Annotated in this window: 21 protein-coding genes; 12 read left to right on the top strand and 9 right to left on the bottom strand. The window is 61.0% G+C overall.

The genetic code is table 11. The features are described from left to right. Positions 1 to 9 precede the first annotated feature (9 nt). The 3 genes from gatA to EYD00_RS04820 all read right to left on the bottom strand — a co-directional run bounded on the left by gatA (position 10) and on the right by EYD00_RS04820 (position 2,662). Positions 10 to 1,491, bottom strand: coding sequence for an Asp-tRNA(Asn)/Glu-tRNA(Gln) amidotransferase subunit GatA (gatA, locus tag EYD00_RS04830; RefSeq protein ID WP_004441402.1), 1,482 nt, complete (start codon positions 1,489 to 1,491; stop codon positions 10 to 12). Between the two features lie 54 nt (positions 1,492 to 1,545). Then, positions 1,546 to 1,833, bottom strand: a complete 288-nt coding sequence (gene gatC / locus EYD00_RS04825; protein WP_004441400.1) for an Asp-tRNA(Asn)/Glu-tRNA(Gln) amidotransferase subunit GatC — start codon at positions 1,831 to 1,833, stop codon at positions 1,546 to 1,548. 124 nt (positions 1,834 to 1,957) lie between these two features. After that, complete coding sequence (locus EYD00_RS04820; protein ID WP_004441396.1) at positions 1,958 to 2,662, bottom strand: metal-dependent hydrolase; 705 nt, start codon at positions 2,660 to 2,662, stop codon at positions 1,958 to 1,960. An 84-nt stretch (positions 2,663 to 2,746) separates the two neighbouring features. Here EYD00_RS04820 and EYD00_RS04815 point away from each other — a divergent pair, with 84 nt between their 5' ends. Both EYD00_RS04815 and ruvX read left to right on the top strand, forming a co-directional pair. Continuing rightward, entirely contained in the window at positions 2,747 to 3,049 is a 303-nt protein-coding gene (locus EYD00_RS04815) for a zinc ribbon domain-containing protein YjdM (protein ID WP_004441395.1), read from the top strand. A 14-nt stretch (positions 3,050 to 3,063) separates the two neighbouring features. Beyond that, on the top strand, positions 3,064 to 3,543 hold the full coding sequence (gene ruvX / locus EYD00_RS04810; RefSeq protein ID WP_004441393.1) for a Holliday junction resolvase RuvX: 480 nt from the start codon (positions 3,064 to 3,066) through the stop codon (positions 3,541 to 3,543). On the opposite strand, the gene EYD00_RS04805 is transcribed toward ruvX, so the two are convergent. From EYD00_RS04805 to EYD00_RS04790, 5 genes are all read right to left on the bottom strand, one after another. After that, complete coding sequence (locus tag EYD00_RS04805; protein WP_004441389.1) at positions 3,495 to 3,812, bottom strand: DUF6105 family protein; 318 nt, start codon at positions 3,810 to 3,812, stop codon at positions 3,495 to 3,497. The genes ruvX and EYD00_RS04805 overlap by 49 nt on opposite strands. Then, a complete protein-coding gene (locus EYD00_RS25855) occupies positions 3,809 to 3,970 on the bottom strand; it encodes a hypothetical protein (RefSeq protein WP_004441388.1) in 162 nt (53 codons plus the stop codon). Before EYD00_RS25855 ends, EYD00_RS04805 begins: the two co-directional genes overlap by 4 nt. A 250-nt stretch (positions 3,971 to 4,220) precedes the next feature. Beyond that, a complete protein-coding gene (locus EYD00_RS04800; RefSeq protein WP_004441386.1) occupies positions 4,221 to 4,865 on the bottom strand; it encodes a TetR/AcrR family transcriptional regulator in 645 nt (214 codons plus the stop codon). Between the two features lie 148 nt (positions 4,866 to 5,013). Beyond that, complete coding sequence (locus EYD00_RS04795) at positions 5,014 to 5,625, bottom strand: GNAT family N-acetyltransferase (protein ID WP_004441384.1); 612 nt, start codon at positions 5,623 to 5,625, stop codon at positions 5,014 to 5,016. 137 nt (positions 5,626 to 5,762) lie between these two features. Continuing rightward, complete coding sequence (locus tag EYD00_RS04790; protein ID WP_004441382.1) at positions 5,763 to 7,415, bottom strand: acyl-CoA dehydrogenase family protein; 1,653 nt, start codon at positions 7,413 to 7,415, stop codon at positions 5,763 to 5,765. A gap of 129 nt (positions 7,416 to 7,544) precedes the next feature. On the opposite strand from EYD00_RS04790, the gene EYD00_RS04785 reads away from it, so the two are divergent. Genes EYD00_RS04785 through dprA form a run of 4 tightly spaced genes read left to right on the top strand, consistent with a single transcriptional unit; the run spans position 7,545 to position 11,601 of the window. Then, positions 7,545 to 8,486, top strand: coding sequence for an aspartate carbamoyltransferase catalytic subunit (locus EYD00_RS04785; protein WP_003502441.1), 942 nt, complete (start codon positions 7,545 to 7,547; stop codon positions 8,484 to 8,486). Next, complete coding sequence (locus EYD00_RS04780; RefSeq protein WP_004441379.1) at positions 8,483 to 9,775, top strand: dihydroorotase; 1,293 nt, start codon at positions 8,483 to 8,485, stop codon at positions 9,773 to 9,775. Before EYD00_RS04785 ends, EYD00_RS04780 begins: the two co-directional genes overlap by 4 nt. Before the next feature lie 45 nt (positions 9,776 to 9,820). After that, positions 9,821 to 10,438, top strand: coding sequence for a glycerol-3-phosphate 1-O-acyltransferase PlsY (gene plsY, locus EYD00_RS04775; RefSeq protein ID WP_004441376.1), 618 nt, complete (start codon positions 9,821 to 9,823; stop codon positions 10,436 to 10,438). Positions 10,439 to 10,458: 20 nt separating this feature from the next. After that, complete coding sequence (gene dprA, locus EYD00_RS04770; protein WP_004441374.1) at positions 10,459 to 11,601, top strand: DNA-processing protein DprA; 1,143 nt, start codon at positions 10,459 to 10,461, stop codon at positions 11,599 to 11,601. Here dprA and EYD00_RS04765 read toward each other — a convergent pair. Continuing rightward, positions 11,554 to 11,787, bottom strand: a complete 234-nt coding sequence (locus tag EYD00_RS04765) for a hypothetical protein (RefSeq protein WP_004441372.1) — start codon at positions 11,785 to 11,787, stop codon at positions 11,554 to 11,556. The two genes, dprA and EYD00_RS04765, sit on opposite strands and share 48 nt — an antisense overlap. Positions 11,788 to 12,047: 260 nt before the next feature. On the opposite strand from EYD00_RS04765, the gene topA reads away from it, so the two are divergent. The 6 genes from topA (at position 12,048) to rpmG (ending at position 19,697) form a co-directional block, all read left to right on the top strand. Then, positions 12,048 to 14,732 (top strand): type I DNA topoisomerase, encoded by a 2,685-nt coding sequence (gene topA / locus EYD00_RS04760; protein WP_034495748.1) that lies wholly within the window; start codon positions 12,048 to 12,050, stop codon positions 14,730 to 14,732. After that, complete coding sequence (rnr, locus tag EYD00_RS04755; RefSeq protein ID WP_034495749.1) at positions 14,729 to 17,083, top strand: ribonuclease R; 2,355 nt, start codon at positions 14,729 to 14,731, stop codon at positions 17,081 to 17,083. The genes topA and rnr overlap by 4 nt, the downstream gene beginning before the upstream one ends. 42 nt (positions 17,084 to 17,125) lie before the next feature. Beyond that, complete coding sequence (locus tag EYD00_RS04750; RefSeq protein ID WP_004441365.1) at positions 17,126 to 17,569, top strand: DUF983 domain-containing protein; 444 nt, start codon at positions 17,126 to 17,128, stop codon at positions 17,567 to 17,569. 18 nt (positions 17,570 to 17,587) lie between these two features. Next, the gene (locus EYD00_RS04745) at positions 17,588 to 18,256 is read left to right on the top strand and encodes an NUDIX hydrolase (protein ID WP_004441364.1); all 669 of its coding nucleotides are present in this window, start codon (positions 17,588 to 17,590) and stop codon (positions 18,254 to 18,256) included. 17 nt (positions 18,257 to 18,273) lie between these two features. Continuing rightward, complete coding sequence (locus tag EYD00_RS04740; RefSeq protein ID WP_006698003.1) at positions 18,274 to 19,440, top strand: MFS transporter; 1,167 nt, start codon at positions 18,274 to 18,276, stop codon at positions 19,438 to 19,440. An 89-nt stretch (positions 19,441 to 19,529) separates the two neighbouring features. Then, positions 19,530 to 19,697 (top strand): 50S ribosomal protein L33, encoded by a 168-nt coding sequence (gene rpmG, locus EYD00_RS04735; RefSeq protein ID WP_003496403.1) that lies wholly within the window; start codon positions 19,530 to 19,532, stop codon positions 19,695 to 19,697. The last annotated feature ends 376 nt before the right edge of the window (positions 19,698 to 20,073 follow it).

Genomic DNA, 20,073 nt, shown 5'->3' with positions numbered 1-20,073 from the left:
TGAGACTGCTTACCACCACTTGGCAGGCGTGAACTTGCCCGCTGCCTGCTCGATGGCGTGGGCCGTCTTGAACAGCGTTTCTTCTTCGAACGGCTTGCCGATGAGCTGCAGGCCAAGCGGCAGGCCCTTGCCATCAAGACCAGCAGGCACCGAGAGGCCGGGAAGACCGGCCATGTTGACGGTGATGGTGAAGACGTCCTGCAGGTACATCTTGACGGGATCGGAGGCGAGCTCCTCATCACCGACCGCGAAGGCGGAAGACGGCGTGATCGGCGCCAGAATGGCGTCCACACCCTCGTGGAAGACGTTTTCGAAGTCGCGCTTGATGAGCGTGCGGACCTTCTGCGCCTTGAGATAATAGGCGTCGTAATAACCGGCCGAAAGTACATAGGTGCCGACCATGATGCGACGCTGCACTTCCTTGCCGAAACCGGCGGCGCGGCTCTTTTCGTACATGTCGGCAATGTCCTTGCCGTCGACGCGCAGGCCGTAGCGGACGCCGTCATAACGGGCAAGGTTGGACGAGGCCTCTGCCGGTGCGACGATGTAATAGGCGGGAAGCGCATATTTGGTGTGCGGCAGCGAGATGTCGACCACCTCTGCACCGGCGTCGCGCAGCCATTCGACGCCCTTGGCCCAGAGCTTTTCGATTTCGTCAGGCATGCCGTCAACGCGGTATTCCCGGGGGATACCGATCTTCAGCCCCTTCAGCGATTGACCGATGGCCTTTTCGTAATCCGGCACAGGAAGGTCAACCGAGGTCGTGTCCTTGGCGTCGACGCTAGCCATGGTCTTCAGCAGGATGGCCGCGTCGCGCACGTCTCGGGCAATCGGGCCAGCCTGATCGAGCGACGAGGCGTAAGCGACAATGCCGAAGCGCGAGCAGCGGCCGTAAGTGGGCTTGATGCCGACGGTGCCGGTGAAAGCCGCCGGCTGGCGGATGGAACCGCCGGTATCGGTTGCGGTGGCGCCGGCGCAAAGATGCGCGGCAACGGCTGCGGCCGAACCGCCCGAGGAGCCGCCAGGCACCAGCTTCTGCTCGGAACCATTGGCGCGCCACGGGTTGATGGCCGGGCCGTACCAGGAGCTTTCATTGGACGAGCCCATGGCGAATTCGTCCATGTTGAGCTTGCCGAGCATGACGGCGCCCTGATCCCAGAGGTTCTGGGTGACGGTGGATTCGTATTTCGGCTTGAAGCCATCGAGGATGTGCGAGCAGGCCTGGGTGTGAATGTCACGCGTTGCGAAAAGGTCTTTAACGCCGAGCGGAATGCCTTCCAGCTCACCCGCGGAACCGGCAGCAATACGGCCGTCGGAGGCTTTCGCCATCTCGCGCGCCTTTTCGGGCGTCGTCGCCACATAGGCGTTCAGCGCACCGTTGGCGGTGTCGATGGCGGAGAGATAGGCGTCGGTGAGCTCAAGGGCGGAAAATTCTTTCGCCTTCAGCTTCTCGCGGGCTTCGGCAATGGTCAGGCTCGTCAGGTCGGTCATGGTCGGCAACGGCTTTCGAAAATCTCGGAAAAATCGGGCGGCAAGATGGATCGATTACTCGACCACTTTCGGCACCATGAAGAAATTGCGATCGGTCGCGGGCGCGTTGGCGACGATGTCGTCCGCCTTGTCGCCATCGGTCACCTCGTCGGCGCGCTTCTTCATCGCCACCGGCGTCACCGACGTCATCGGCTCGACGCCATCCACATTCACTTCCGAAAGCTGCTCCACGAAACCGAGTATGCCATTCAGCTGGCCGAGCATGTTCTGTGCTTCGTCTTCAGTGACAGCGATACGGGCAAGGCGCGCAACACGCTTTACGGTGGCGAGATCGACGGACATGGTTTTACTCCGATGGGATATTTCCCATTCGCTATAATGACCATGTCCGTCCTTCGCAACGGTAGAAAGCATGTCGCGGCTAACTCGGCGGCGGTTTTGCGCTCACGACATGCGGCGTTGACGCTTAGAAGGACAGGACGTCGCCCGCCCTGGGTGTATGGACGCGCGCTTCGGCGCCTTCCATGCCGGCCACGAATTTCTCCGGCGTCTGGTCGATTATCGGGAAGGAGCCGTAATGGCAGGGAAGCACGTGCTGGAACTTGAAGAAGCGCTGGCAGGCAAGCGCCGCCACAGCTCCGCCCATGGTAAAGCGGTCACCGATCGGCACGAGACCGATATCAGGCTGATGCAGTTCATTGATGAGCTTCATGTCGGAGAAGATATCCGTATCGCCCATATGGTAGACGGCCGGACCGTCCTCGAAATGCAGCATCAGGCCGTTGGCATTGCCGAGCGAATGGGAAACGCCGTCCTCGGTGATCTGGGCGGAGGAATGCAGCGCATTGGTGAAGGTAACCGAGAAACCGTCAAAATGAACGGTGCCGCCGGTATTGCCCATATCGACCTTCGCAACACCCTTGGCGGAAAGCCACGCGGCTAGATCGGCATTCGCCAGCACGGTCGCACCCGTCTCGCGGGCAAGCTGCACGGTATCTCCGACATGGTCGCCATGGCCGTGGGTCAGCAGAATATGGGTGACGCCTTCGGCTGCAGACTTGCCATCCTGCCCTGCAAAACCGGGGTTGCCGGTGAAAAACGGATCGATGAGAATCTTCGCGCTGCCGTTTTCCAGACGGAAGGCGGAATGGCCGAGCCAGGTGATTTTCATGGGAAGTTCTCCTTTGTATTGCCGGTATAATATGACATAGGACGGCCTGAACAACCGCACTACCTGTATTTAAGAGGGGCGACAATGGCCGCTGACAATGACGATTATGTGTACGACGAAGCGACCGGCGAATGGCGCCCTGCTTCCGAACTGGCCGCAGAAGCGGCAAGCGCGAAGGAAGTGCGCGATGCAGCAGGCAATGTGCTCGCGGATGGCGATTCCGTGACCTTGATCAAGGATCTGAAGGTCAAGGGCACCAGCACCGTCATCAAGCAGGGCACGGTCATCAAATCGATCCGGCTGACCGATAATCCGGAAGAAATCGATTGCAGGCATGATGCGGTGAAGGGTCTGGTGCTGCGCACCGAATTCGTCCGCAAGCGATAAGGACAGCACGCGACATGGCAACACTCACCATCGAGGAACTGGCGGCAACGCTTCAGCCCGCGCAGGCAATTGCCGGCCTCGACCTTGGTACGAAAACCATCGGGCTCGCCATGTCGGATCTGTCGCGGCGTTTTGCGACACCGCGCCCCGTCATCAAGCGCGTGAAATTCACGCTGGATGCGGAAGTGCTGATGGCCTTCGCTGAAAAGGAAAAGGTCGCCGCCTTCATTATCGGCCTGCCGATGAACATGGACGGCTCCGCCGGGCCCCGCGTGCAGGCAACCCGCGCTTTCGTGCGCACCATGGGCGAAAAAACCGCACTGCCCTTCGTTTACTGGGATGAGCGGCTTTCGACCGTTGCGGCAGAGCGCGCGCTTCTCGAAATGGATGTGTCTCGCGCCAAGCGGGCCGAACGCATCGATTCGGCAGCGGCTAGCTTCATTCTTCAGGGTGCGCTGGACAGGCTTTCTGCACTGACCCGCGCGGCCGACTGACGGCCCTGCCACCAGGCGTAAATCTGCCTGCGCTTGCGGAAACCGAGAATCGCAAAAACGATCAGGCTGTCGACCGCAATGGCACGCGCCACCAGCGGCGGCAGGCTTTCCGGTGGAAGTCCGAGAATATTCCCGTATATCTCGAAGACGAGATCGTGGGTCTGACGTGTGAGCATGTAGAAGCCGAAGCTCATGTCGTAATAGGAAAGCCAGTACCAGCTGCCCAGCAGCGCGACAGGACCGGCCCAGAGGATCAGAAACCACTTCATGCCGCCTGCCCCCGCACAAACAGTGTATCGGGGATGCCAGCAAGCACCGCCCAGCGCGCCACGGCCATCAGGCAGAGGTTCAGCGCCGGCACGTCGATATCCAACGGCAGCATAGCAAAAAACGTCATCATGACGCCCAAAGCTGTCCAGCGGCTCACTTGCGGCTCCCTTATGCGCAGTCATTGCGCATGGTTAACATTTCGTTAATCCACACTGGACCGGCCGGGATGGAGAGGCAAATGAAAGCTGTGATTATGGTTAACGACGGGCGGCCGGCATGTGGAAAACAACGTGACCGGCTGAACGGACGGACGCGCCGAGCGGTTGCCGGCCCGGTAAGAACATGGCTGATTTTTCTTTAATGCCCAGCGTCCAGCGCGGCTGCCTGGGCCCGTGTCTGAAACCGGTTCAGCCGTAAACGCCCCGCACCAGCCTTTTTACGGCAGTGGCGATCTTGTCCCAGTCCCGATCCGATTTGAGCGCAACACCGGCAAACTGGCCGCTGGTGGCGGCGGAAATCACGAGGTGCTGGATGGCGGCGAACAGCACGGCATTGACGGCGGCGGTATCAACACCCTTCGGCGCCGCCAGCGAACCGCGCATGCGCTCCAGCCATTTGCCAAGCGACTTGGCACGGGCTTCCGCCAGCTGGCGCACCTGCGGCGAGCCGTCGGAAACTTCCCAGGCGATGATCTTGCAGACAAGAGGGTCGCTGCGCAGCGCATCCATGAAGTAGAGCGCCAGCTTTTCCATCAGATCACCATAGGTCAAAAGGAACATGCCGCCGGTATCTTCCGGAATGCGATCCTTCACCCAAGACCCGAGATCCTCACCGATCGCCTCAATCAGACCATCGAGGCCGCCGAAATAACGGTAGATCAGCTGCTTGTCGCAGCCGGCACGGCGAGCAACGGCATTGATCCCGAAGCCCTGAAATCCCTCTTCGGCAAGCAGCGACCGCGCCGCATTAAAAATCGCCTTCTCGGTCTGAGCGCGATCCTTGATGCGCTTTTCCGGTCTGTCGGCTGAAATCGCCTCTGCGGTCGCCAGCATGATTCCCTACCCGTTTTCTGAAAGCCTGACTACACGGGTTAACAAAGCATGAAGGCAAGGACAATGTGATGGGAAGATTGGACGGAAGGTTCCTGTGGATGACGTGGCGGGGCCAACAATATCGCCCTGCATTCTCAGCGTGAGCCGCTCACTCCAACCCCATGCCAAACCACACGCTGCCGGGGGTTTCGTGGCTGTCCAGACGCTTGAAACCTCGGGTTTCCCAGAAACGCATTCCAGCCAGGTTGCGTTCGCTGGCGCCGAGGTGGATGCCGTAGACGTTGTTCTGTCGGGCCATATCCAGCCAGCGCGACAGGAGCCGGGTGCCGCCGCCCTTACCCTGCGTGCGTGGCAAAAGGTTCATGTGTATGTGGGCGGGGAACGGGTCGGTGAGCCAGGCCGGGGTGCGGCGTGGGTGGTGAATGAAATGGGCGCGGCGCTGGTCGGCGTCCCATGTCTGCTGGTCGCCCCCAGGATCGGCATAGATGGCGCGCAGATGCGGCCACCATTCCCGCTCCAGTCGCTCTTCATGCAGGGCCGTATCGAGCGCGCCGACGATGTAACCGCAGACGCCTTCCTCATCCTCGGCAACGAATACAGCATCCGGCCACAGATGCAGATAGGGCACGGAATAGATATGCCCCACCATGCGGCCATCGTTGTAAAGTGGCGTGGCATCCTGGCCGGCATCGCCGGTGGCGAGGCTTATGGCATAGAGCGCGTCTTCATCCTCGGAACGAGCGGAGCGAAAAGTCAGCATCGGCCGCCATCCTCCATTGCCGCGCCTCGATGTGCGAAGCTATCGTGACAGACAAGAATACGTCCTAGGCCATTGCTGTTTTTCAAATCCGAGACCCCTCCCGCCGGAACTGTAAAAACTTCATCCGCATCCATCGCTCAAGCTGCAGGCGGATAAAGAAGATCGATTATATAAGTCGGATCGAAGCGGGAATCGAGCATGCCGTAAGTGTGCCGCCAGCCACCGGCAAGCCGGGTTTCGAGGAAGGCATCGGCAATCTTGCCGGCGCCGAGGCGGCAAAGCTCGGCGGCAGCGGCCGCAAGCGCGAACTGCTCCACCAAAAGGCGAGCTGCCCCCTCATCACGTTCGGCAAGTGCGATTGCGGCGCGCAGCACGTCCGTTGTCTTCTTCCCGGCAGGTCCGAGGTCACGCTCCAGCGTCTGGAAGACGAGATCGAACAGGTCCTTGCCACGCTGAAGAACCCGCAGGACATCCAGCGCCATGACGTTGCCGGAGCCTTCCCAGATGGCATTGACGGGCGCTTCGCGATAGTGGCGGGCAATCGGCCTCTCTTCCACGTAACCATTGCCGCCAAGGCATTCCATGGCTTCGTAGATAAGCGCCGGCGCAATCTTGCAGCACCAGTATTTCACGATCGGCGTCATCACCCGCGCATAGGCGGCCTCGGCCGGATTGTTGCGGGCGGCATCAAAAGCACTCGCCAACCTAAAGGACAAGGCGGTCGCCGCAGCGACGTCCAGCGCCATGTCGGCAAGCACGCGCGTCATGATCGGCTGGGTGACCAGCATCTTGCCGAAAACGGAGCGACCGCGGGCGTAGTGCACGGCTTCGGCAAGCGAGGCGCGCATCATGCCGGCCGACGCCAGCGCGCAATCGAGCCGCGTCAGCGTCACCATGTCGAGGATGGTGCGGATGCCGCTGCCGGGATCGCCGAGCAGATAACCGAAGGCATCGGTGAATTCGACTTCGGCGGATGCATTGGATCGATTGCCCAGCTTGTCCTTCAAACGCTGGAAGTGCAGGCCATTTTTCGAACCGTCCTCGAGGTAACGCGGCACAAGGAAACAGCCCATGCCGTCGCCCATCTGGGCCAGCATGACAAAACCGTCGCTCATCGGCGCAGACAGGAACCATTTGTGGCCTGAGAGACGGTAGATGCCCTCCCCCACCCGCTCTGCTGTGGTGCGGTTGGCGCGCACATCAGTGCCGCCCTGCTTTTCCGTCATGCCCATGCCGATGGTGACGGCAGTTTTCTGCAAGGCCGGCTTCTGTGCGGAATCATATTTGCGCGAGAGGATCTTCGGCGCCCACTCCTTCTGCACACGCGGAGACGCCATGATGGCGGCAACGGAGGCGCTGGTCATGGTCAGCGGGCAGAGATGACCGGCTTCCAGCTGCGAGGTCAGGTAGAACTTCGTGGCGCGGGCCTTGTGCTCGTTACCGCGCGTGTCGGGCGAGTTTTCCCACACGCTGGAATGCAGGCCCGAGGACATGGAACGGCGCATCAGCGCGTGCCATGCCGGGTGGAATTCCACCTGGTCCAGACGCTCGCCCCGCGGGCCGTGTGTGTGCAGCTGCGGCACGCCCTGGTTCGCCATACGCGCCAGTTCCTGCGCCTCATGCGAGGTGACATAGCGGCCGATCTGATCGAACTCGTCCCTCAGATTGCGTGACAGGCCGGAAGTCAGATCGACGATCAGCGGATCGGAACGATAGGCGTTGATACCGGACCAGAGGCTGGGCTGGTTCAGTTCGGCGAGCTGTTCTTCTGTCCGGTTCATGCCTGTCATTCGCATCCTTCTATCGGGATTCGTGCTTTATTGCGTGTATATGCCAAAACCCGGCTTATCGCATGCTTGCCCGCAACGCCACCTGTCTTTATAGACCCGTTGACTATTGCGACCCGGAGGACAATTTCCATGGTCTTTTTTCCCCATCGCCATCTCCTCGGCATCAAGGGGCTTTCCCATCAGGATATTACCCTGCTTCTCGACAAGGCTGATGAGGCGGTGAAAATCAGCCGCCAGCGCGAGAAAAAGACCTCGACGCTCCGGGGCCTGACACAGATCAATCTCTTCTTCGAAGCTTCGACGCGGACGCAATCCTCCTTCGAACTTGCCGGAAAGAGGCTTGGTGCAGATGTGATGAACATGTCGGTCGGCAACTCCTCGGTGAAGAAGGGCGAAACGCTGATTGACACGGCGATGACGCTGAATGCCATGCGCCCGGATGTGCTTGTCGTGCGCCACTCCTCGGCCGGTGCCGCAGCGCTTCTCGCCCAAAAGGTCGCCTGCTCCGTGGTCAATGCCGGCGACGGCCAGCACGAGCACCCGACGCAGGCGCTGCTCGACGCGCTGACCATCCGCCGCGCCAAGGGCGAGCTTTCAGGTATCACCGTAGCGATCTGCGGCGACGTACTGCACTCGCGCGTTGCCCGCTCCAATATCATCCTTCTCAACCAGATGGGCGCGCGGGTTCGTGTCGTCGCCCCGGCCACGCTTCTTCCTTCGGGCATTCGCGACATGAGCGTGGAAGTCTTTCACGATATGAAGGAAGGGTTGAAGAATGCCGATGTGGTGATGATGCTGCGCCTCCAGCGTGAGCGCATGTCCGGCTCCTTCGTTCCTTCAGTGCGCGAATATTTCCATTATTACGGTCTGGATGCCGAAAAGCTGAAGGCGGCCAAGGAAGATGCGCTTGTCATGCATCCCGGCCCGATGAACCGCGGCGTGGAAATCGCCTCCGAAGTGGCCGATGGCCCGCAGAGCGTCATCGAAAGCCAGGTTGAAATGGGGGTCGCCGTGCGCATGGCCGTCATGGAAACCCTGCTTGTCTCGCAAAATCAGGGTGAGCGCGTATGAGTGCCGTTACCGTTCTCAAGAACCTCCGCATCGTCGATCCCTCCCGTAATCTCGACGAGAACGGCAGCATCGTCATCGGCGCCGATGGTACCATTCTTGCTTCAGGAAAAGACGCTCACAATCAGGGTGCGCCCGACGGTGCGACGGTGCGCGACTGCAAGGGTGTCGTGGCCGTTCCGGGTCTGGTGGATGCCCGCGTCTTCGTGGGTGAACCCGGTGCCGAACACCGCGAAACCATCGAATCCGCATCGCGTGCGGCAGCGGCCGGCGGCGTCACCAGCATCATCATGATGCCTGATACGGATCCCGTGATCGATGACATCGCCCTTGTCGAATATGTGAAAAAGACGGCGCGTGACAAGGCAATCGTCAATGTGCATCCGGCAGCCGCCCTGACCAAGGGTCTGCGGGGCGAGGAAATGACCGAATTCGGCATGCTGAAGGAAGCCGGTGCGGTGGCCTTCACCAACGGCCGCAAGGCGCTGTCCGATACGCTGGTGCTGCGCCGCGCCATGACCTATGCCCGTGAACTCGGCGCTGTCATCGCGCTCGAAACCCGCGACAAATATATCGGCGGCGGCGACATGAACGAGGGGCTTTTCGCGAGCTGGCTCGGCCTGTCAGGCGTTCCCAAGGAAGCCGAGATCATTCCGCTGGAGCGTGACCTGCGCATTGCCGGCCTGACGCAGGCGATCTACCACGCCGCCAAGATTTCCGTGCCGGAATCGGCAGAGGCGATCCGGGTTGCGCGGCAGCGGGGCGTGAAGGCCACCTGCGGCATCTCGATCAACCACCTGACGCTCAATGAAAACGATATCGGCGAATATCGCACTTTCTTCAAGCTCTCCCCGCCGCTGCGCGCCGAAGACGACCGCAAGGCAATGGTGGAAGCGCTGAAGGACGGCACGATCGATATCATCGTCTCTTCGCACGACCCGCAGGATGTCGATACCAAGCGCCTGCCGTTTTCGGATGCTGCGAGCGGCGCTGTCGGGCTCGAAACCATGCTGGCGGCGGCGCTGCGCCTCCACCACAGTGGTGAAGTTCCGCTGATGCGGCTTATCGATGCGCTCTCCACTCGCCCGGCCAAGATTTTCGGTCTCGATGCAGGAACGCTGAAAGCGGGTGCCCAGGCCGATATCACCCTGATCGACCTCGACGAACCGTGGCTCGTGGCCAAGGAACAGCTGGTCTCGAAATCCAAGAACACGCCGTTTGAGGATGCCCGGTTCAGCGGTCGCGCCATCGCCACTTATGTGGCTGGCAAAGCCGTTCATTCCTTGGCATAAGATCATCAACAGATCACGCGGCAGGCGGGACAGAGGGGATATTGAATGAGTGCTTTGACTGACTGGCAGACCGCGCCTGCCCTTCTCGCGCTTTCGGCGCTGATCGGCTATCTGTTGGGCTCCATTCCCTTCGGCCTCCTCCTGACCCGCATGGCCGGGCTGGGCGACGTGCGCAAGATCGGTTCCGGCAATATCGGCGCGACCAACGTGCTGCGCACCGGCAACAAGAAGCTCGCCGCCGCGACCCTGTTGCTGGACGCACTCAAGGGCACGGCGGCAGTTCTGGTCGCCAATGCGCTCTGGGGTTATGAGGCCTCCCTCGTAGCCGGTTTCTTCGCCTTTCTCGGCCATCTCTTTCCAGTCTGGCTGGGCTTCAAGGGCGGCAAGGGCGTGGCGACTTATATCGGGGTGCTGCTGGGCGCCGCTCCGCTAATGATGCTGGCCTTCGCGCTGATCTGGCTCGCGACCGCCTTCATCACCCGCTATTCGTCGCTCTCTGCGCTCGTGGCAATGCTGGTCATCCCCGTTGCCCTCTGGGTCCTCGGACCAGAAAAAACAGCGCTGCTCGTGACGCTGCTCAGCGTGATTTCCTGGTGGAAACATCGCGAGAACATTGCCCGGCTGCTGGCGGGCACCGAAAGCAGGATCGGTCAAAAGGGCTGAGGCCGTCTCGGGGATATGCCATGCCGCATGAGGAAACGACACGGCAGGGCATAGAACTTTCCGCGCGGCAGCGGGTGGCGTGGCTACGGTTGATCCGCAGCGATAATATCGGTCCCGTCACCTTTCGCGAACTTATCAATCATTTCGGCAGCGCTGAAAAAGCGCTGGATGCGCTGCCCGAACTGTCGCGCCGTGGCGGTTCGTCGCGCAGTCCGCGCATCGCAACACAGGCAGAGGCGGAACGGGAGCTTGAGGCGGCCGAGAATTTCGGCGCGCGTTTCGTCGGCATCGGCGAACCGGATTATCCGCCGGCCCTGCGGCATGTGGACGGCGCGCCGCCGTTGATCGCCATGAAAGGATCGGCGGATACGGCGACGAGAGCCTGCGTCGGCATCGTCGGTTCGCGCAACGCTTCGATCAACGGCGCAAAATTCGCCGCCATGCTTGCGCGCGACTGTGGCCGCGCCGGTTATACGATCGCCTCGGGGCTGGCGCGCGGCATCGATGCGGCGGCCCACAGAGCGAGCCTTTCAACGGGCACTGTAGCAATGCTGGCAGGCGGTCTCGACCGCCCCTACCCGCAGGAAAATTTCGGACTTTTGCAGGAGATATACGGTCAGGGCGGCGCGACGATCAGCGAAATGCCTTTCGGCTGGGAGCCGCGCGCCCGGGATTTCCCGCGGCGCAACCGGTTGATCGCGGGCGTGTCACTCGGCGTCGTCATCGTCGAGGCGGCGGAGCGTTCGGGCTCGCTGATCACGGCGCGGCTTGCCGGTGAAGCGGGACGACTGGTGTTCGCCGTGCCCGGCTCGCCGCTCGACTTGCGCTGCGAAGGCACGAACCGGCTGATCAAGGAAGGTGCCATGCTGACTACGGGAGCGGCCGATATTCTTGATGCACTGCGACCATTGATGGAGCCGCAATTGCCCAATGACCGGAAGATCGAGGAACCGCAGCAGGACGCTGAAATGTCACCACCGGGAGACGACGAGCGCAGCATCATCGCCGCTGCTCTCGGTCCCTCGCCTGTGGAGATCGACGACATCATCAGACACACGGGTTTCTCCGCCGCCACCGTTCATCTGGTGCTGCTGGAGCTCGATATTGCCGGGCGTCTAAACCGGCATGCCGGGGGGCGCGTGTCGCTCTTCATCGCGGATTGAGAGTTTGCGCCTTCCGCTCTGGATATCACCGACTTCGACATAGGCCATCTCGATGAGATAGCACAGCATATCGGCACCTTCCCGGTGGGCCACCTGCCGCAGCTCCGCCAGCATCTGGCGGATGTAAGCCAAGTTCTCCCGGGTCCCCTCATTATCGGCATTATTGTTTGTTGCGTTCGGGACCATATATTTATCCTGAGAATGCCGGACTGAAACGAAGAGCGTCAAGTAGATTCAAATGATGTTGCCCATCATAACCAATTTACCAAAGATTGCAATACAACGATAGATTATCCATAGGTTGCAGTCGTCTCAAAGCGAGAAAATCGGGCTTGCCTCTTGACCAGCGGGCATTACCTGTCCATGTCGAATTATAAAGAAGGCCAATTGCGGCACCACGCTGCAACCGGGGCCACGTTAACGGACCAGTTCCAGAGAAGAACAATATGAATGTCGTCGTCGTAGAATCTCCTGCCAAAGCCAAGACGATCAACAAGTATCTTGGCTCGGGCTATAAGGTTCTTGCATCCTTTGGCCACGTCAGGGACCTTCCTGCCAAGGACGGATCGGTGTTGCCTGACCAGGATTTCGAAATGTCCTGGGAAGTTGACAGCGCCTCCGCCAAGCGCATGAAGGATATTGCCGATGCGGTAAAATCCTCCGACGGCCTCTTTCTGGCAACCGACCCGGATCGCGAAGGGGAAGCCATTTCCTGGCACGTTCTCGATCTTTTGAAGAAGAAGCGGGTTCTCGGCGACAAGCCGGTGAAGCGCGTCGTCTTCAACGCCATCACCAAGAAAGCGGTGCTGGACGCGATGGCGAACCCGCGCGACATCGATGTGCCGCTGGTGGACGCCTATCTCGCCCGCCGAGCGCTCGACTATCTCGTCGGCTTCAACCTCTCTCCGGTTCTGTGGCGCAAGCTGCCGGGTGCGCGTTCGGCCGGCCGGGTGCAGTCCGTGGCGCTGCGTCTCGTCTGCGATCGCGAATCCGAAATCGAGCGTTTCGTTTCCGAAGAATACTGGAACATCAGCGCACTTTTGAAGACACCGCGCGGTGACGAGTTCGAGGCTAGGCTGGTTTCGGCCGATGGCAAGCGATTGCAGAACCGCGCCATCAAGACCGGCGACGATGCGAACCGGCTGAAAGCGCTGCTCGAAGGCGCGACCTACGTGGTGGATAGCGTCGAGGCGAAACCCGTCAAACGCAATCCCAGCCCTCCCTTTACGACCTCGACGCTGCAGCAGGCGGCTTCTTCGCGGATGGGCTTCGGCGCCTCGCGCACCATGCAGGTGGCGCAGAAGCTTTATGAAGGCATCGATATCGGCGGCGAGACCGTCGGTCTGATCACCTATATGCGTACCGACGGCGTGCAGATGGCCCCGGAAGCGATCGATGCTGCGCGTAAGGCTATTGGCGAGCAGTTCGGTGGCCGTTACGTGCCGGAAAAAGCGCGTTTCTACTCTACCAAGGCCAAAAATGCGCAGGAAGCGCACGAGGCGATCCGCCCGACCGATTTCAACCGCACACCGGATCAGGTGAAGCGTTACCTCGATGCCGACCAGCTGCGCCTTTACGAGCTGATCTGGAAACGCGGTATTGCGAGCCAGATGGCGTCAGCCGAAATCGAGCGCACAACGGTTGAAATTCTCGCCAGCAACGGCGGCGAGAAGGCTGGCCTGCGCGCCGTTGGCTCCGTCATCCGCTTCGACGGCTTTATCGCCGCTTATACCGACCAGAAGGAAGATGGCGAGCAGAGCGACGATGGTGACGACGAAGGCCGTCTGCCGCCGATCAATGAGCGCGAGAACCTCGCCAAGCAGAAGATCAATGCCAGCCAGCACTTCACCGAGCCGCCGCCGCGTTATTCGGAAGCGTCGCTGATCAAGAAGATGGAAGAACTCGGCATCGGCCGTCCTTCCACCTATGCGGCAACGCTGAAGACGCTGAGCGACCGCGAATATATCGTCATCGACAAGCGCAAGCTGGTACCGCATTCGCGTGGCCGGCTGGTGACGGCTTTCCTCGAAAGCTTCTTCACCAAATACGTCGAGTATGATTTCACCGCCGCCCTTGAAGAAAAGCTCGACCGCATTTCCGCCGGCGAACTGGACTGGAAGCAGGTTCTTCGCGATTTCTGGAAGGATTTCTTCGCGCAGATCGAAGATACCAAGGAACTGCGCGTCACCAACGTGCTGGATGCGCTGAACGAGGTTCTGGCGCCGCTGGTGTTCCCGAAGCGCGAGGATGGTTCCGATCCGCGCATCTGTCAGGTTTGCGGCACCGGCAATCTGTCGCTGAAGCTCGGCAAATACGGTGCCTTTGTGGGTTGCTCGAACTACCCTGAGTGCAACTATACCCGCCAGCTGACCTCCGATGGCGCGGAAGCCGAAGCCGCTGCTCTCAACGAGCCGAAGGCGCTGGGCGCTGATCCCATGACCGGCGAGGAGCTGACGCTTCGCTCCGGCCGTTTCGGGCCCTATATCCAGCGCGGTGACGGCAAGGAAGCCAAGCGCTCCTCGCTGCCGAAGGGCTGGAAGCCTGAGGATATCGATCACGAAAAGGCGTTGGCGCTCATCAACCTGCCGCGCGATATAGGCAAGCATCCGGAAACCGGCAAGATGATCTCGGCTGGTCTAGGCCGTTACGGACCTTTCCTGCTGCATGATGGTTCCTATGCGAACTTGGAGAGTATCGAGGACGTGTTCTCGATCGGCCTCAACCGCGCCGTGACCGTGATCGCTGAAAAGCAGAGCAAGGGTCCGGGACGCGGCCGTAGCGGCACGCCAGCTGCTCTCAAGGAGTTGGGCGACCACCCTGATGGCGGCCCGATCACCGTTCGTGACGGGCGCTACGGCGCCTATGTGAACTGGGGCAAGGTCAACGCCACCATTCCAAAGGGGCAGGATCCGGCATCCGTGACGCTGGACGAGGCGCTCGTGTTGATCGCCGAGCGCATTGCCAAGACCGGCACCGGCGGCAAGCCCGCCAAGGCCAAGAAAACGACCGCCAAGAAGGCCGATGGTGACGCCGCTGCAAAGCCGAAGGCGACCAAGGCCAAGGCGGCGACAAAGAGCAAGACGGCCGCCAAGCCGAAGGCAGCGGCCAAACCCAAGAAGGCAGCAGAGTGAGCAAAGCGCCGCGTCAGAGACAGGGTTCCGCCAGCGACGGTTTCGGACGCACCGGGCGCGGCAAGCGGGTGAGCGAAGGTGAAGGCATCATCCACGGCGAGGTGCCTTCGCGTGAAGTGCTGCTGAAATTCATCGCAGACCATCCGCAACAGGCCTCCAAACGCGAAATTGCCAAGGCTTTCGGGCTGAAGGGTGAAAACCGCGTTGTCCTCAAGGCGCTGCTGAAGGAACTTGAAGTCGACGGCATGGTGCACAAGAGCCGCAAGTCGCTGACGCGACCGGGCGGCCTGCCGCCTGTGACGGTTCTCGACATCACGACCCGCGACAAGGACGGCGAGCTGATCGGCCGCCCGGCGGAATGGCCTGAGGATTTGGGCGCAGCGCCGGCCGTGCTGATCCGCCAGTCCTCGCAGGACCGTGGCAAGAAGGCCCCGGCCGCCGGTCTCGGCGACCGTATTCTCGCGAAAATCTTCCCCTCGAAGGAAAGCACCGGTCCCGCCTACACCGCCCGCGTCGTCAAGCTGATCGACCGCCGCCAGAATGCACTGCTCGGCGTGTTCAAGGAGACGCCCGGCGGCGGCGGACGGCTGATGCCAATCGATCGCCGCGGCGAGGAAATGGTCATCGATCCCGATGGCGTCGGCGATGCCAAGGATGGCGATCTGATCGAGGTTGAAACCTCGCGCAACAGCGGTCGTTACGGCCTGACGCGTGCCAAGGTTCTCTCGGTCATCGGCTCCGTCGCCTCGGAAAAGGCGATCTCCATGATCGCAATCCACGCCCACGGCATCCCGCATATATTCCCGCAGAATGTTCTTGCCGAAGCGGATGCGGCCAAGGCAGCGACGATGTCCCACCGCGAGGACTGGCGCGACCTGCCGCTCATCACGATCGATCCGGCCGACGCCAAGGATCACGACGATGCGGTCTATGCCGAACCGGACACATCGCCCGACAATCCCGATGGTGTCATCGTCACCGTCGCCATTGCAGATGTCTCCTGGTATGTTCGGTCGGGTTCGCCACTGGACCGCGAGGCGCTGAAACGCGGCAACTCCGTTTATTTCCCGGATCGCGTCGTACCGATGCTGCCGGAGCGTATTTCCAACGATCTCTGCTCGCTGAAGGAAGGGGTCGACCGCCCTGCCCTTGCGGTGCGGATGACTTTCTCGAAGGAAGGCCGCAAGGCCGGCCATACCTTCCATCGGATCATGATGAAGAGCGCCGCCAAGCTCTCCTACCAGCAGGCACAGGCAGCGATCGACGGCAAGCCCGACGACAAGACCGGACCGCTGCTGGAGCCGATCCTGAAGCCCCTGTGGCACGCTTATGAGGTGATGAAGCGAGGCCGTGACCGGCGCCAGCCGCTGGAACTCGACATGCCCGAGCGGAAGATCAAGCTGCGCCCTGACGGCACCGTCGACTCCGTGGTCATTCCCGAACGTCTCGATGCGCACAAGCTGATCGAAGAAATGATGATCCAGGCAAATGTCGCCGCCGCCGAGACGCTGGAAAAAAAGAAGCAGCCGCTGGTTTACCGTGTCCACGATGCGCCCACGCTTTCCAAGCAGGAGGTGCTGCGCGAATTTCTCGGCACGATCGGCATTACCATGGCCAAGGGTGCGGCCATGCGCGCCAATTCCTTCAACGGCATTCTGGCACGCGCTCTCGACACGCCGCACCAGATCATGGTCAACGAGATGGTGCTGCGCAGCCAGAGCCAGGCTATTTACAGCCCCGAAAATATCGGCCATTTCGGCCTGAACCTCATGAAATATGCCCATTTCACCTCGCCGATCCGCCGGTATGCCGACCTCATCGTGCATCGCGCGCTGGTGGGTTCTCTGGGGCTAGGCGAAGGCGGCATCACGCCACAGGAAGAAGCGACACTCGACGATATCGCCGCTGAAATCTCGACCTTCGAGCGCCGCGCCATGGCGGCCGAGCGCGACACCGTCAACCGCCTGATCGCCCATCATCTTTCCGAGCGGGTCGGCGAGGAATTCGAGGGCCGGGTCGGCGGTGTCACCAAGGCGGGACTATTTGTCGCGCTTCCGCAGTTTGGCGCTGATGGTTTCGTTCCTATATCTACACTCGGAACGGATTATTTCCTGTATGACGAAGCCCATCAGGCTCTCACGGGGGAAAAGACCGGTCTTGGTTATCAGCTTGGCGACACGGTGCAGGTAAGGCTCGCGGAAGCGGTGCCGCTGGCGGGTGCGCTCAGATTCGATATGCTGAGTCCCGGGCGGAAGATGCCGGTGGGCGTGCGCTCGTTCCACAAGGCCGGACGGCGGACAGTACGGGCTGCCGCCAAGCCCGGAACACGGCCGCCGAGAAGGCGACGATAACAAAGCCGCCTCAGCGGTTGAACGGATGGGAAGGACTTAAGGATGAGTGCACATCAGGGCTCGGAGACAGTTACCTTCGGAGACGATAGCGCCGAGCGGCCGCTTGGCCGGTCCATCATGCGCGGCATGGCCAATCGCTGCCCGGCCTGTGGCAGCGGCCGCCTCTTCCGCGCCTGGCTGAAGCCGGTGGACGCCTGCGCGGCCTGCGGCGAGGAAATGCACCATCATCGGTCGGACGACCTGCCACCCTATATCTCCATCGTCATCATCGGCCACATCGCGGTCGGCGGCTTCATGATGACGGACATGGTTCTAAACATTCCCATGTGGGCTCATTTCGCCATCTGGGTACCGATCACAATTCTGGCCGCGCTTCTGACGCTGCAGCCCATCAAGGGCGGCGTCATCGGTCTGCAATGGGCGCTGCGCATGCATGGCTTCGACGGGAAAAAACCGCAGATACAGATAGACGGCTCCTCGCACTGACGCGCGCGGGTCTTGTACATGCCCCGGCATTCCACCAAGGCGGAAGCGGCAAGCGCGCCATTGCGGCCGCGAGATGCCGCCTCCCTCATTCTGTTCGACCGATCCGGCCCGACGACACGGGTGCTGATGGGTCAGCGCAGCAGCGCCCACGTCTTCATGCCCGGCACTTATGTCTTTCCAGGCGGCAAACGCGACCCGCGCGACCATGCGCTGCCCTTTTCCGGCGATCTGCATCCCGCTGTCCTTGACAGCCTGACGGCGTCGGCTTCGCGGCGCCTGAGCGCCGCCGGGGCAAGGGCGCTGGCGCTTGCCGCCGCGCGCGAACTTGTGGAGGAAACCGGGGTCGAGCTTGGGCCGGCCACTGAAGGTCCGGACCTCTCCTGTTTTCGCTATGTGGCGCGCGCCATCACACCGCCCGGCAATGTCAGGCGTTACGACACGCGATTCTTTTGCTGTTACGCCGACGAATTGCGGCTGGATATCCGGCTAACCCGGGATTCCGAAGAGCTTCACAACGTGCAATGGCTTGACATGACAGACCTTTCCGGTCTGAACATGCCGAAAATCACGCGTACGGTTCTCGAAGATGTCACAAATTTCATGATAGGTGATCCCTCACTGCCCTATGAAAGCCCCGCGCGGCTTTATGTCACGCGCCACGGCCGGTTCATTCGAGACTTTGTATAAAGGCCGTCATGTCACAAATGAAATGCGAAGAAGCGGATGCCATTCACTGGCCCTCACTGATCGCCGCCATTTCCGCCATCAGTGCGGTCGGCGTCGCCATCGGCCTTGGCCTGCCGCTCCTGTCGATCATCCTTGAGAAACGCGGCATCTCCTCCACCATGATCGGGGTGAACTCGGCCATGGCCGGCGTCGCGGCCATGATGGCGGCCCCGGTGACCACCAAGATCGCCCATGATTTTGGCGTGGCCCGCACCATGTTGTTTGCGGTTTTCATCTCCGCGCTGAGCGCGCTCGGCTTTTATTTCGCCGATGCTTTCTGGATGTGGTTTCCGCTGCGAATCGTCTTCCACGGCGCAACCACCACGCTCTTCATCCTCTCCGAATACTGGATCAACATGACGGCGCCGCCGAAGAAGCGCGGTATGGTTCTCGGCATCTACGCCACCGGCCTTGCGGTCGGTTTTGCCGTTGGTCCGCTTCTGTTTTCGGCGGTTGGCAGCGAAGGCATCCTGCCTTTCCTCGTCGGGGCGGCAATCATATTGCTTGCGGCAATTCCCATCTTCATGGCGCGTGGTGAGAGCCCGGAACTGGACGAGCGGCCCAACCACCATTTCGTCCGTTATGTCTGGCTGGTGCCGATGGCATCAGCCGCCGCTTTCGTCTTCGGCTCGGTACAGGCAGGCGGCCTTTCGCTGTTTCCGATCTATGCCACCAGAGAAGGCTTCAACGAATCGCAGGCGGCCCTTCTCCTTACCGTGATGGGCATTGGCAACATGGTCTTCCAGATACCGATCGGCCTGCTTTCTGACAGGATGAAAGACCGGCGGACGATGCTGGGCCTGATGGCCCTTGCCGGCGTCTGCGGCACGCTGGCCCTGCCGTTCCTGGTGGAAAGCTGGATCCTGGTGGCGGCACTGCTGCTGTTCTGGGGCGGCCTCGTTTCCGGCATGTATACGGTCGGCCTCACCCATCTCGGGTCGCGTCTGAAGGGTGCCGACCTGGTGGCCGCAAATGCCGCCTTCATCTTCTGTTACGCCATTGGTACGATCGCGGGGCCGCAGGCTGTGGGCATTTCCATGGATGTCGCCGGAACCGACGGCTTCGCTTGGTCGCTGGCGGTATTTTTCGGGCTCTACGTGGTCCTTTATGCCGTCCGTTTTGTTTTCCGGGCAAAACAGGCTTGACTTTTCAGGCGCGATACGTAGTTTCGCGCCAGATTTAGCCGAGGTGAGAAGCGCCTGCGGCTTCTCTTTTGTTTAAAGGCAGGACGACCATGGCGAAAGCTACAACAATCAAGATCAAGCTGCTGTCGACAGCCGACACCGGTACCTTCTACGTCACCACCAAGAACAGCCGTACGTTCACGGACAAGATGACGAAGACGAAGTACGACCCGGTTGTACGCAAGCACGTCGAATTCAAGGAAACCAAGATCAAGTAATTTCTTGATCGGTGTTCCGGCAAAAGCGCGCCCCCACGGGCGCGTTTTTTGTTTATGCGGATACAGGCCATTCGCTCAGCAGAACGCCCTGTCGACACGGCTTCACGCCTGGCCGGCTGCCCCACCTGATTTTCTCCGCCGCGCCGGCGACAACATATGTTGCAGGTTTGATACCACTGCCCCCCGTCAGCGGCCACAGGCCGTCCGATTGCCCGGCGGGGCAACGGAAAACGCCGACGGCTACCCCTACGATGTGGACCGTGATTGTAAGAGAAAGCGACGGCGTGTCGACTTCACGGCGTTGGGAATCCCGCCGATCTTTTCAAAGCGAGCGATGCTCCAACGCATCAAGCAGGGAATAAGGCGGCCGGCCAAC

The sequence above is a fragment of the Agrobacterium sp. 33MFTa1.1 genome (assembly GCF_004328495.1).
Taxonomy (GTDB): Bacteria; Pseudomonadota; Alphaproteobacteria; order Rhizobiales; family Rhizobiaceae; genus Agrobacterium; species Agrobacterium pusense.
Note: the sequence above shows the minus strand (reverse complement) of the source record. Positions and strands in the feature narration are given on the sequence as shown.

Coding starts and splice junctions, on each gene's coding strand:
- gatA (WP_004441402.1), bottom strand. CDS start 1,491: ATGACCGACCTGACGAGCCTGACCATTGCCGAAGCCCGCGAGAAGCTG.
- gatC (WP_004441400.1), bottom strand. CDS start 1,833: ATGTCCGTCGATCTCGCCACCGTAAAGCGTGTTGCGCGCCTTGCCCGT.
- EYD00_RS04820 (WP_004441396.1), bottom strand. CDS start 2,662: ATGAAAATCACCTGGCTCGGCCATTCCGCCTTCCGTCTGGAAAACGGC.
- EYD00_RS04815 (WP_004441395.1), top strand. CDS start 2,747: ATGGCCGCTGACAATGACGATTATGTGTACGACGAAGCGACCGGCGAA.
- ruvX (WP_004441393.1), top strand. CDS start 3,064: ATGGCAACACTCACCATCGAGGAACTGGCGGCAACGCTTCAGCCCGCG.
- EYD00_RS04805 (WP_004441389.1), bottom strand. CDS start 3,812: ATGAAGTGGTTTCTGATCCTCTGGGCCGGTCCTGTCGCGCTGCTGGGC.
- EYD00_RS04800 (WP_004441386.1), bottom strand. CDS start 4,865: ATGCTGGCGACCGCAGAGGCGATTTCAGCCGACAGACCGGAAAAGCGC.
- EYD00_RS04795 (WP_004441384.1), bottom strand. CDS start 5,625: ATGCTGACTTTTCGCTCCGCTCGTTCCGAGGATGAAGACGCGCTCTAT.
- EYD00_RS04790 (WP_004441382.1), bottom strand. CDS start 7,415: ATGACAGGCATGAACCGGACAGAAGAACAGCTCGCCGAACTGAACCAG.
- EYD00_RS04785 (WP_003502441.1), top strand. CDS start 7,545: ATGGTCTTTTTTCCCCATCGCCATCTCCTCGGCATCAAGGGGCTTTCC.
- EYD00_RS04780 (WP_004441379.1), top strand. CDS start 8,483: ATGAGTGCCGTTACCGTTCTCAAGAACCTCCGCATCGTCGATCCCTCC.
- plsY (WP_004441376.1), top strand. CDS start 9,821: ATGAGTGCTTTGACTGACTGGCAGACCGCGCCTGCCCTTCTCGCGCTT.
- dprA (WP_004441374.1), top strand. CDS start 10,459: ATGCCGCATGAGGAAACGACACGGCAGGGCATAGAACTTTCCGCGCGG.
- EYD00_RS04765 (WP_004441372.1), bottom strand. CDS start 11,787: ATGGTCCCGAACGCAACAAACAATAATGCCGATAATGAGGGGACCCGG.
- topA (WP_034495748.1), top strand. CDS start 12,048: ATGAATGTCGTCGTCGTAGAATCTCCTGCCAAAGCCAAGACGATCAAC.
- EYD00_RS04750 (WP_004441365.1), top strand. CDS start 17,126: ATGAGTGCACATCAGGGCTCGGAGACAGTTACCTTCGGAGACGATAGC.
- EYD00_RS04745 (WP_004441364.1), top strand. CDS start 17,588: ATGCCCCGGCATTCCACCAAGGCGGAAGCGGCAAGCGCGCCATTGCGG.
- EYD00_RS04740 (WP_006698003.1), top strand. CDS start 18,274: ATGAAATGCGAAGAAGCGGATGCCATTCACTGGCCCTCACTGATCGCC.
- rpmG (WP_003496403.1), top strand. CDS start 19,530: ATGGCGAAAGCTACAACAATCAAGATCAAGCTGCTGTCGACAGCCGAC.